At 30.8% G+C, this 12,362-nt stretch carries 8 protein-coding genes; 6 read left to right on the top strand and 2 right to left on the bottom strand.

The genetic code is table 11. The features are described from left to right. The 5 genes from lepB (at window position 1) to NST64_RS08945 (ending at window position 9,401) form a co-directional block, all read left to right on the top strand. Entirely contained in the window at window positions 1-567 is a 567-nt protein-coding gene (lepB, locus tag NST64_RS08965) for a signal peptidase I (protein WP_049418705.1), read from the top strand. Window positions 568-694: 127 nt separating this feature from the next. Beyond that, window positions 695-4,183 (top strand): helicase-exonuclease AddAB subunit AddB, encoded by a 3,489-nt coding sequence (gene addB, locus NST64_RS08960; RefSeq protein WP_002488354.1) that lies wholly within the window; start codon window positions 695-697, stop codon window positions 4,181-4,183. Then, on the top strand, window positions 4,176-7,841 hold the full coding sequence (gene addA, locus NST64_RS08955) for a helicase-exonuclease AddAB subunit AddA (protein ID WP_049418707.1): 3,666 nt from the start codon (window positions 4,176-4,178) through the stop codon (window positions 7,839-7,841). The genes addB and addA overlap by 8 nt, the downstream gene beginning before the upstream one ends. Before the next feature lie 126 nt (window positions 7,842-7,967). Beyond that, complete coding sequence (locus tag NST64_RS08950; protein ID WP_049418709.1) at window positions 7,968-8,873, top strand: fumarylacetoacetate hydrolase family protein; 906 nt, start codon at window positions 7,968-7,970, stop codon at window positions 8,871-8,873. Window positions 8,874-8,999: 126 nt separating this feature from the next. Continuing rightward, window positions 9,000-9,401 (top strand): YisL family protein, encoded by a 402-nt coding sequence (locus NST64_RS08945; protein ID WP_002448252.1) that lies wholly within the window; start codon window positions 9,000-9,002, stop codon window positions 9,399-9,401. Window positions 9,402-9,441: 40 nt separating this feature from the next. Here NST64_RS08945 and NST64_RS08940 read toward each other — a convergent pair whose 3' ends face one another. Then, window positions 9,442-10,764: a CoA-disulfide reductase gene (locus tag NST64_RS08940; protein WP_002488331.1), complete on the bottom strand. Its 1,323-nt coding sequence runs from the start codon at window positions 10,762-10,764 to the stop codon at window positions 9,442-9,444. A gap of 82 nt (window positions 10,765-10,846) precedes the next feature. Beyond that, on the bottom strand, window positions 10,847-11,668 hold the full coding sequence (locus NST64_RS08935; RefSeq protein WP_002455535.1) for a Cof-type HAD-IIB family hydrolase: 822 nt from the start codon (window positions 11,666-11,668) through the stop codon (window positions 10,847-10,849). A gap of 119 nt (window positions 11,669-11,787) precedes the next feature. Here NST64_RS08935 and NST64_RS08930 point away from each other — a divergent pair, with 119 nt between their 5' ends. Further along, the gene (locus NST64_RS08930) at window positions 11,788-12,096 is read left to right on the top strand and encodes a metal-sulfur cluster assembly factor (protein ID WP_002448080.1); all 309 of its coding nucleotides are present in this window, start codon (window positions 11,788-11,790) and stop codon (window positions 12,094-12,096) included. Window positions 12,097-12,362 lie beyond the last annotated feature (266 nt).

Here is a 12,362-nt window from a genome sequence, read left to right as displayed (position 1 = left end):
TTGAAAAAAGAAATAATAGAATGGATTGTTGCGATAGCTGTAGGTTTATTGCTCGTATGGCTTGTAGTCACTTTTGTTGCCAAATCCTATACAATAAAAGGTGACTCAATGGATCCAACATTAAAAGATGGGCAACATGTGATGGTTAACATTTTAGGTTATAAGGTAGGAAACATAAAAAAAGGAAATGTTATTGTCTTCCATGCTAATCAATCTGATGACTATGTTAAAAGAGTAATAGGCGTACCAGGAGATAGTGTGACATATAAAAAAGATCAGCTATATATTAATGAGAAAAAGGTAAATGAGCCTTACTTAGACTATAATGAAAAACATAAACAAGGAGAGTACATTACAGGATCTTTTGAAACTAAGGATCTTCTTAATGCTCATCCTAACTCTAACGTTATTCCTAAAAATAAATACTTAGTATTAGGAGATAACCGTGAAGTTAGTAAAGATAGTAGAGCGTTTGGATTAATAGATAAACAACAAATCGTCGGTAAAGTATCATTTAGATTTTGGCCATTAAATAATTTTAAATTTAATTTTAATCCAGATAAGTAGGATATCAATTTAAAATAAAAGTAGAATGTCAATTCAGGTGAATTCGCATTCTACTTTTATTTTATCTACTTTACTTTTTAAGAACGTATGTTCCGTGGTAAAATGAGTTTAAAGGAGCGTGTAGATAATGGAATTAAATACATATCTTGGAAGAGCTGGTACCGGTAAATCGTATCATATGATTAAAAATATTAAACAACAAATGAAAGAAAATCCTCTTGGAGATCCTATCATTTTAATTGCACCTACCCAAAGTACGTTTCAATTGGAGCAATCTTTCGTAAATGATCGAGAGTTAAATGGGAGTTTAAGAACGGAAGTTTTACATTTTGAGCGTTTGAGCTATAGAATCTTTCAAGAACTCGGAGGATTAACTGAAACACGTTTAACTAAAGCAGCTATTGAAATGATGATATTCAATATCGTTCAACAACACAAATCAGAAATGAAATTATATCAATCTCAAGCAGATTATTATGGTTTTAGTGAAAAATTAAGTGAACAAATCCAAGATTTTAAGAAATATTCTGTAACACCTCATCAACTTGACTTATTTTTAGAAGATAATGAATTACAAACAAGAACCCGACATAAACTAGAAGATATTTCGCTTATTTATCATTATTTTGAAGAACGATTAAATGGAGAATTTATTACCGCTGAAGACAGTCTTAATTATTTTATTGAAATAATGCACAAATCTGAGTGGATTAAGCATGCTGATATTTATATAGATGGATTTTATAACTTTTCAACGCTTGAATATCAAATTATTAAAGCATTAGTACAAAATGCTAAACAAGTTACTATATTATTAACTACAGATGGTAATGAAGATCACTTTAGTATGTTTAGAAAACCTTCTGACGTACTTATTCACTTAAAAGAAATTGCAAATGAATTACATATATCTTTAAATGAACATTATTTTACAACACCATATCGTTTCAAAAATAAGGATTTATTACAATTAGAACAACAATTTGACGCACTTCAAGTTAATCCAACTCAATCCCATGGTTATATTGATTTACTTGAGTCATCGAATATGAGAGAAGAAGTTAATGAAATAGCACGACGTATTATTAAAGATACACGTGATAAACACTTTAGATATCAAGATATTGCAATTTTATATAGAGATGAAACATATGCCTATCTATTTGAATCTATTTTGCCACAATATGATATTCCTTATAATATTGATACTAAAAAATCGATGACACATCATCCTATAATGGAAATGATACGTTCTTTATTAGAAGTTATCCAAAGTAATATGGGACTTAGTCCAATGATGAGACTATTTAAAACCAATATTTTATCTAATCAATTTAAAAATAGTAGTTACTTAATTGATCTATTAGAAAACTTTGTCATTGAACGAGGTATTTACGGTAAAAAATGGTTAGATGATAAATTGTTTAATATCGATAATTTTACAAAAATGGGACGTAAAGCGCATCAATTAACTGAAGAAGAAAAAGAAGCATTTGAAGACGTCGTACGCTTAAAGGATGATGTTGTAAATAAAATACTTCGTTTTGAGAAAGCCATGCTTCACTCTAAAAATGTTAGAGATTATGCAACTGCATTTTATGAAACAATGGAAGCTTTTGATTTGCCTAAATATTTAATGGCCCACCGTGATGAACTAGACTTAAAAGGAGACCATGAGAAAGCAGAAGAAATTGACCAATTATGGAATGGATTAATACAAATATTAGATGATTTAGTCACAGTATTTGAAGAAGAAGAAATGAGTTTAAATCGATTCTTAGAAGTATTTGACATTGGACTTGAGCAACTTGAATTTGTAATGATTCCTCAAACATTGGATCAAGTTAGCATAGGGACTATGGATTTAGCAAAAGTTGATAATAAAAAACACGTTTATATGGTTGGGATGAATGATGGAGTGATGCCACAGCCCTTGTCATCTTCAAGCTTAATCACTGATGAAGAAAAACGTTTGTTAGAGGAACGGGGAAGTGTTGAATTAAGTCCAACCTCTGATATCTTACAAATGGATGAAGCATTTGTATGCTACATTGCTATGACACGTGCATGTGAACAAATGACTTTTTCATATAGTCTTATGGGAATGCAAGGAGATGAAAAAGAGAAAAGTCCATTTTTAAATCAGATTCAAGCACTGTTCAGTAATTTGGATATCAAAAATATTCATTATCTTCATCATGCTTATCCTCTTACATTAATGGAACATCCACATCAAACTAAAATTCATTTATTTGAAGCATTGAAATCGTGGTTGGAAGAAGAAGCGGTAGCAGATACGTGGCTTGATGCTTATAAAGTTATAAGTGAAAATGAAGAATTAAATGACAGTATAAACTATTTATCAACAGCTTTAACATATGATAATGAAACCATTCAACTCACACCACAATTGTCAGAAGCATTATATGGAACGTCTATTAATGCTAGTGTTTCACGATTTGAAGGTTATAATGATTGCCCATTCCAACATTATGCTACTTACGGCCTTCGTCTAAATGAACGTACCAAATATCAACTTGAAAGTTTTGATTTAGGTAATATTTTTCATAATGCTTTAAAATATATTTCGGATAAAGTAAATGGAGAATTTAGTCAATTGGATAATCAGAAAATCCATGCACTTACTGAAGAAGCTCTACAACATGTCTTACCACAAGTGCAATTTAATTTAATGGATTCCAATGCATATTATCGTTATGTATCTAAACGTATAGGTGTCATTGTTGAAAGTACGTTAAAGGCACTTCGTTATCAAAATGAGAATACAAAATTTAGACCAAAACGTTTTGAAACTGCTTTTAGAAAGAAACCAAGAACGGAAGAAGAGTTGATTGCACATCCCTTAATGACGACACAAGGGATACCGATTCATATTCGTGGACAAATTGATCGTATCGATGCTTATACAAAAAATAATACAAGTTTTGTAAATATTATAGATTATAAATCATCTAATCATAGCGCCAATTTAAATTTGAAAAAAGTTTATTATGGTAAACAGATGCAAATGATGACGTATATGGATATCGTATTACAAAATTCAGAGCGGCTTGGTTTAAGTTCAGAGGTTAAACCAGGTGGATTGTTATATTTCCACATTCATGATGAACGTTTGAAATTTGAAAAATGGGGCGATTTAACTGAAGAGGCATTGAATAAGGAAAATATTAATCAAGCTATTCTAAAAGAATATAAATTAAATGGATTAATCAATAGTGATGCTGAAGTTATAGATGCTATGGATATAAGACTTAACGAGATATCTAAATCAGATATTGTACCCGTGACATTAAAAAAAGATGGAGGTATTAGTGCACGGGGAAGCCAAGTTGCTGATGAAACAACGATTCATAAATTTATTCAACACAATAAAAATAATTTTATTGAGACTGCTTCAAATATTATGGATGGTCACACAGAAGTAGCTCCACTTAAATTTGAAGACAAATTACCATGTGAATTTTGTAGTTTCCAGTCAGTATGTCACGTAGATAGTCTTATTGATAGTAAACATTATCGCCATGTAGATGAATCGATTAATCCAATTCAAGCAATTCAAGAGGTCGAATTAGAAAGCGGTGAGGACAATGAATAATATTCCAGTAAAACCTAAAGATGCACAATGGACGGATGCACAGTGGAACAGTATATATGCTAAAGGGCAAGATATACTAGTTGCAGCAGCTGCTGGCTCGGGAAAAACAGCTGTTCTAGTTGAACGTATTATTCAAAAAATCTTAAGAGACGAAGTAGATGTTGATAAATTACTTGTAGTAACATTTACGAACTTAAGTGCTAGAGAGATGAAACATCGTGTAGAACAACGTATTCAACAAGCTTCATTAGAGGATCCTAAGAATGAACACTTAAAAAGTCAACGTATAAAAATACATCAAGCTCAAATTTCTACACTGCATAGTTTTTGTTTAAAAGTGATTCAACAACATTATGATGTTATCCAACTAGACCCTAATTTTAGAACGATTAGTGAAGTTGAAAATGTACTTTTATTAGAGCAATCAATTGATGAAGTACTAGAACATCATTATGAAGATCCTGATATTGAATTTTTGACTTTAGTCGAACAACTATCAAATGATAGAAATGACGATAGATTTAGAGAAATTTTAAAACGATTTTATTATTTTAGTATAGCTAATCCTTCACCATTTAAATGGTTAGATTCATTAGTCGATCCTTACGAGAATGATGAGAAGCAACAAGACTACCTTAAAGAATTAAAAATACTAGCAGAAATATATATGAAAGCAGCATTTGACTCACTTCTTGAAGCAGAAAATCTTTTATCCCATTGTAATGCTGTTGAAAAACATTTAGAAGTTGTCCAAAGAGAGAAAATGATATGCCAAAGAATATTAGAAGATGGTGTTTTGAATAGAGATGCACTTCTTAATCATACACCTGAAAAGTTTCCACAAATGTCATCAAAAATAAAAAAAGAAAATGAAGATTTAGAGACACTTGAAGATATTAAATCTTTCTATAAAGAATATAATGAAACCATTCAAAATGTAAAAAATAAATATTTAATGCGTTCAGTAGATGAACTTAAAGACGATATGAAACAGTTAGCGCCTCGGATAAAATATTTAGTTCAAATCATTAAAGATATCATTAATGATTTTGCTAAGAAAAAACGTAGTAGAAATGTACTAGATTTTGCAGATTATGAACATTTTGCCTTACAAATATTAACAGATGAAAACGGGACGCCTTCTACTATCGCTAAAGAGTATCGTCATCAATTTGAAGAAATACTTATTGATGAATATCAAGATACCAATCAGGTACAAGAGGCAATTATATCTACTATCAAACGTGGTGATGAATTAGATGGCAACTTATTTATGGTGGGAGATGTAAAGCAATCTATTTATAAGTTTAGGCAAGCGGATCCTACATTGTTTATGAGTAAATATCATCGATTCACTAAAGAAGGGCAACAAACAGGACTTCGAATTGACTTATCTAATAACTTCCGCTCAAGAAAGGAAGTACTTTCAACGACTAATTATCTTTTTGATCATATGATGGATGAAGCGGTTGGAGAAATTAATTATGATGCCGATGCACGTTTATATTTCGGAGCTCATTATTATCCAGAAAAAGCAATGCCACTCGAATTACATGCGCTTATTAAATCTGAAAATGAGGACACAGACTTAGATAGACAAGAACAAGAAGCATATTATGTAGTTGAACAAGTAAAGCATATCCTTGACAATAAACTCGTTTATGATGCGAAAAACAATGCCTATCGTAAAGCAACTTATAAAGATATTGTTATTTTAGAACGTGGAATGAGTAATGCTAGACGTTTGCAAAAAGTATTTAAAGATAATAATATTCCGTTCCATGTTAATAGTAAGGAAGGTTATTTTGAACAAACGGAAGTACGACTAGTACTATCGTTTCTTAGAACGATTGATAACCCATTGCAAGATATTTATCTAGTTGGGTTAATGCGCTCTGTTATTTATCAATTTACTGAAGATGAACTTGCTGAAATTCGAGTAGTCAGTTCAAACGATGATTACTTTTATCAATCAATTTTACACTATATAAAATATGATCAAGCTAACGCACAATTAGTTAATAAATTACGTCGTTTTATTGAAGATATACATTTATATCAAGATTATGGGCAAACACATCCTGTGTATCAGTTAATTGATAAGTTCTATAATGATCATTATGTCATTCAATATTTTAGTGGACTGATTGGTGGTAAAGGCAGACGCGCTAATCTTTTTGGATTGTTTAATAAAGCAATAGAATTTGAAAATTCTACGTTTAGAGGACTTTATCAATTTATAAGATTTATCGATGAATTGATAGAGCGTAAAAAAGATTTTGGTGAAGAAAATGTGATAGGACCTAATGATAATGTAGTTCGAATGATGACAATTCATAGTAGTAAAGGTTTAGAGTTTCCATATGTTATTTATTCTGGTCTTTCTAAGAATTTTAATAAAGAAGATATTCGGAAACCTTTAGTATTAAATCAAAAATATGGTTTAGGAATGGAGTACTATGATTTAACAGACAATATTTCTTATCCATCACTTTCATCTGTAGTTGTTAAATCATTAACAGAAAAAGAATTGATTTCTGAAGAGATGCGTTTAATGTATGTGGCATTAACTCGTGCAAAAGAACAGCTCATTCTAATCGGAACGGTAGATAAAGAAGAAAAGTTAAGAAAGTATGAACGTTTGCCTATTTCAAATCAACTCATTGCACTTCATAAAAGATTATCAGTAGAACGACCTTTTAATCTGGTATATAGTATTTTAGCGAAACACTTATCTCAATCTATCACATCTGATTATCAATTTGAGACATCTATCAATCAATTAGATGACAGTTTGAAACCATATGTAGATTTGAAAATTATTCATTTCGATGAATTATCTTTAATAAGCGATTCAAATGAGACATTACATCGAACTATCAATGATATTGAAGAAGAGGCTCCGAATAATAAAGAAAACGAACAACAAATGATTCATCAATTAACGTTTAAGTATCCATTTATAAAAAATACTCAAAAGCCATCAAAACAATCTGTATCTGAATTAAAACGTCAATTAGAAACTAAAGAAGATGGAACAAGTTACGATAGAGTAAGACAATATCGCATTGGTGCTTATACTTATGAACGTCCTAAATTCTTAAGACAAGAAAGAAAACGTAAAGCTAATGAAATTGGTACATTGATGCATACCGTTATGCAGCATCTTCCATTTAGAGAACAACGATTAACTGAAACAGAGTTAGATGACTATATTCATATGTTAATTGATCAACACATTATTGAAGAAGACGCTAAAAAAGATATCCAATTTGAAAGAATTATGGAATTTATTCGTAGTGACTTATATATGAAAATTGCACAAGCTGATGAAGTATACAGAGAGTTACCATTTGTAGTTAACCAAGCACGTGTAGATGAAATACCAGATTTAGATGAAGATGTCTCCATTATCCAAGGTATGATTGATTTGATTTTTATTAAAGATAACCAATATTATTTTGTAGATTACAAAACAGACGCTTTTAATCGAAGAAGAGGGATGACGGATCAAGAAATTGGAATACAATTACGTGATAAGTATAAAATTCAAATGAAATATTACAAAAACACCTTAGAAACAATACTAAATAAAAGAGTGCACGGCTATTTATATTTCTTCCAATTCGGTGAAATGAGCATTGAAGATGGTTTATAATATCAATCTTATTTTATTTTAGAAAAGATACGTCAAATTTCTAAAATTTCAGACATATATATTTGTTATTTATTAATAATTAAAGTTATAATATGAAATAAGATATAGATGAGGAGTTGATAATGAATGAAATTTTTATCATTCAAATACAATAACGCTGAATCATATGGCGTTAAAGTAAAGCGTGAAGACGCTGTATGGGATTTAAAACAAATTTTTGCTGAATTTGGTGAAGGAGACTTCCATCCACAAACGTTACTTGAAGGTTTACAACAAAATCAAACACTCGATTTCCAAGAACAAGTACGTAAAGCAGTAGTAGCTGTTGAAAATAGTGGAAAAGCAGATCAGTATAAATTCTCATTTAATGATATTGAATTTTTACCTCCTGTAACACCACCGAACAATGTTATTGCTTTTGGCCGTAACTATAAAGATCATGCTTCTGAGTTAAATCATGAAGTGCAACGTTTATATGTGTTCACTAAAGCAGCTTCTTCTTTAACTGGTGATAACGCAACAATTCCAAATCATAAAGATATTACAGATCAGTTAGATTACGAAGGTGAATTAGGTATTGTTATCGGTAAACATGGCGAAAAGATTCCTAAAGGCTTAGCACTAGATTATGTTTATGGCTATACCATTATTAACGATATTACAGACCGCACTGCTCAAAATGCACAAGATCAAGCATTCTTATCTAAAAGTTTAACAGGTGGTTGCCCAATGGGACCATATATTGTTACTAAAGATGAATTACCTACTCCAGAAAATGTTAATATTGTCACTAAAGTAAATAATGAAATTCGCCAAGATGGAAATACTAGTCAAATGATTAATAAAATTGATGACTTAATTCAAGAAATTTCTAAATATGTTGCTTTACATCCAGGCGATATCATTGCAACCGGTACCCCAGCGGGTGTAGGAGCTGGATTACAACCACCAAAATTCTTACAATCAGGTGATGAAGTTAAAGTCACTATTGATAACATTGGTACTTTGACAACTTATATTGCCAAACAATAATGCTAGTTATGTTTAAAGCGAGAGAAGCTAAGGCTTCTCTTCTTTTTTAATTTTAATACTTAAAAAGTGAAAATGTGTTATGATAATTGAAAGAAAGTGATTATAAATATTGGAGGTAATCAAGTCTTGTTACATATGCATATTGTGAGTTGGGTTTTAACCATTGTGTTATACATTATTGCATTTTTACACATTTCAAAATCACAAGGACCAACACCAACTTTTAAATCATTACATATGGGGCTTAGAGTCTTTATGCTCCTTACATTATTCTCAGGATTCTGGGAATTAATTGAAGAGTTTATGGCAGCGAGTCATGGTGAGGGTGGCAACCACATGCTTCTTACTTTAAAAATGTTATGTGGCTTAGGTGTTGTTGCTTTAATGGAAGTATCATTAGCTAAAAGAAAAAAACATGCACCTAGTCATGGCTTATTTTGGGCAACAATTATTTTAATTATTATTACTATGGCTCTTGGAATTATCTTACCATGGGGCCCATTATCTAAAATGTTCGGTTTAAGTTAAGTAAAAAGAATCGTTTGAGTGTCTACTCAAACGATTCTTTTTATATATTGCGTGCTTTGTAACCAATCATATTGATTAAATCTTTAGGATGACTATAAGGAGGCGCATAGGCAACTTCAAATTCAACCAATTCATCTACTGTAAGTTGATTCATCATAGCCATTGATAAAATATCAATGCGTTTATCGGCGCCTTGTTTTCCAACTGCTGCGGCGCGTAATAATCGTCTATTGTCTTTATTAAAATAGACACGTAAGTGTAGGGGTGTATTACCTGGGTAATATTCTGCGTGTGCACCAGACTTAATCTCAACCATCTCATAATTAAATAGACTTAATTCTTCAGGTTTTATTCCTACGCTCGCAAAAGTGTAGTCAAAAAATTTTACAATATTTGAACCAAGAAAACCTTTAAATGTAATATTTTTATTACCTGAGAGTTGTTCTGCTATAATATTTGCTGCACGATGAGCGCCCCAAGCTAAAGGTACTTGAGCATTCATATTTACATGGCGATAGTGTGAGGTGATGACATCACCTAGAGCATAAATATCAGGTATATTTGTTTTAAAGCAATCATCAACAGGAATAAATCCTTTTTTATCTATATGAATATTTGATGAACGTAAAAATGATGAATTAGGATGAGTTCCTATCCCTTCAATAATAATATCGAAATCTTCACGTATACCAGATTTAAAATAAACAGTATGCGCTTGAATTGATTCAATTTCTTCATTTAATCTATATGAAATGTTTCTTTGATCAATTTCGCTAAAAATGGCTGCATTCATATCTTGGTCCATTAATTTATTGACTTTATCTGAACGATGAATCCATGTCACATCAAGACCACGTTGATAAAGATTTTCTAATACTTCTAATGAAATGTAACCAGCACCGACAACTAATGCTCGTTTAGCTTTATGACGAGTAATATATTGATCAATTTGGTCCATATCTTCTGCATTTCTTAGAGTGAAAGTAAAGTCATTGGTAAATCCAAGAGTATTCGCACTAGCACCAGGACTTAAAATTAATTTGTCATAAGTTTCATCGAATGTTTCGCCTGTTTGATGATTCAATACACGTACAACATGTTGTTGATCGTTGACTCCAATTACTTCATGATGTGTTTTAACTACAATATTTTTCTTCTCTTTAAAAACGTCTGGTGTAATAGGCAATATTTGATGACGATCAGAAACGAGATGTCCAATATAGTAAGGTAAACCACAATTAGCAAAACTCATATCTCGATCTTTTTCAAAAATGATAATGTCACTTTCTTTATCTAAGCGACGAATTTGACTTGCACATGTTGCGCCCCCAGCAACAGCACCAACTATAATAATTTTAGTCATACATATCCTCCATAACTAAGAAGTAAACAAGTAAGATACAATTATAATCTTTAGAATCTTACTTTAAGTACTCTCATTTTTATTATTGATAAGGTATTTCTAGCTTGAAAAATTCATTTAGGTAACGCCCAATTCCATCTTCGTTATTAGAATAAGTGATATGATTAGCGATATGTTTTAAATCATCTAAACCATTGTCCATAGCAATTCCGTATTGAGCATATTTAATCATTTCTAAATCATTATCTTCATCTCCAAATGCAATAATATTAGAAGAATCTATATTTAAATATGATTTAACATAGTCAATGCCACGAGCTTTACTAATACCTCGTTTTACGATTTCAATAACAGGAAAGGGTGCACCCCAACGACGATGTTCAATATTTTCAGCATAAAAACGAGTTAACATTTGTTTAATACGTGTGATATTCACTTCTTCAGCTTCCACTAATATGGAAGTTGGAGATTCATCAAGTTTTTCTAATAAATTGCCTGTTTGAATTTTAGGATTACCCATTGAAAAACCTTCAAATAATCGAGGATCATGATTATTGATAAAGACACTGTCTCTAACTTCAGCAATAATATTTGTAACATTAGCTTTTTGAAGTGCCTCTATAATACTTCTAGCGATATCTACATCTAATACCTCATGTTTGGTTTCAAAGTCATCTGCTTTTGGATGATGAACGTAGGCACCATTAAAATTAACAATAGGTGTATTCATATTAAGTTCATGATAATATATTTGGCTTGCACGATAAGGACGTCCAGTTGCAATCATTAAGTAATGACCTTGTTTTTGTAAAGAAGTTAAAACTTTTTTTGTATAATCACTAATTTCTTTATTATCATTTAATAATGTTCCATCTAAATCTAAACAAATTAAATAAGGTTTCATAAATATCTCCTTGCATTACGGTTCATAAATATTAGTTTATTTGTATCATAGCATTTTATTGGCGTTTTGTCGGATATTTGATATATTAGTGTAAAGATAATTATGGAGAGGTGATACTAATGGAAGAAGCATTAAAAGATAGTATCCTTGGCGCTTTGGAAATGGTAATTGACCCTGAATTAGGTATAGACATTGTTAATTTAGGTTTAGTATATAAAGTAAACGTTGATGATGAAGGATTATGTACTGTAGAAATGACACTTACATCTATGGGCTGTCCACTTGGACCACAAATCATCGATCAAATTAAGACAGTATTAGCCGAAATTCCAGAGATTCAAGATACAGAAGTTAATATTGTTTGGAATCCGCCATGGAATAAAGATATGATGTCTAGATATGCAAAAATCGCATTAGGCGTTGGATAAATTTAAGCGAGCTCGATAGCATTAATGTATGAAGCTATTTATTATGAAGCGCTAGATACAATATTTAATAGAGAGTAGGGGATGAATTTTTCTTCTACTCTCTTTTTTAATATATAAGAATGTGACAATTTTATTTTTAAATGAGTAAAAAAGAAATGACACAATTGTAATATAAATTGAATTTACTTCTAGGTTATACTACAATACATAAGACTTATATCTTAGGAAAAGTATAATTTTCAACAATTAAGAATTAATCAATGAAA

Origin of the sequence: Staphylococcus sp. FSL W8-1268 (assembly GCF_038003965.1) — a bacterium.
GTDB classification, from domain to species: domain Bacteria; phylum Bacillota; class Bacilli; order Staphylococcales; family Staphylococcaceae; genus Staphylococcus; species Staphylococcus hominis.
The sequence above is the reverse complement of the archived record's forward strand: the minus strand, read 5'-3'. Positions and strand labels throughout refer to the sequence as shown.

Excerpts from the sequence above, each read along its gene's own strand:
- NST64_RS08930 (WP_002448080.1), top strand. The coding sequence starts at position 11,788 with ATGGAAGAAGCATTAAAAGATAGTATCCTTGGCGCTTTGGAAATGGTA.
- addA (WP_049418707.1), top strand. The coding sequence starts at position 4,176 with ATGAATAATATTCCAGTAAAACCTAAAGATGCACAATGGACGGATGCA.
- NST64_RS08940 (WP_002488331.1), bottom strand. The coding sequence starts at position 10,764 with ATGACTAAAATTATTATAGTTGGTGCTGTTGCTGGGGGCGCAACATGT.
- NST64_RS08950 (WP_049418709.1), top strand. The coding sequence starts at position 7,968 with ATGAAATTTTTATCATTCAAATACAATAACGCTGAATCATATGGCGTT.
- NST64_RS08935 (WP_002455535.1), bottom strand. The coding sequence starts at position 11,668 with ATGAAACCTTATTTAATTTGTTTAGATTTAGATGGAACATTATTAAAT.
- addB (WP_002488354.1), top strand. The coding sequence starts at position 695 with ATGGAATTAAATACATATCTTGGAAGAGCTGGTACCGGTAAATCGTAT.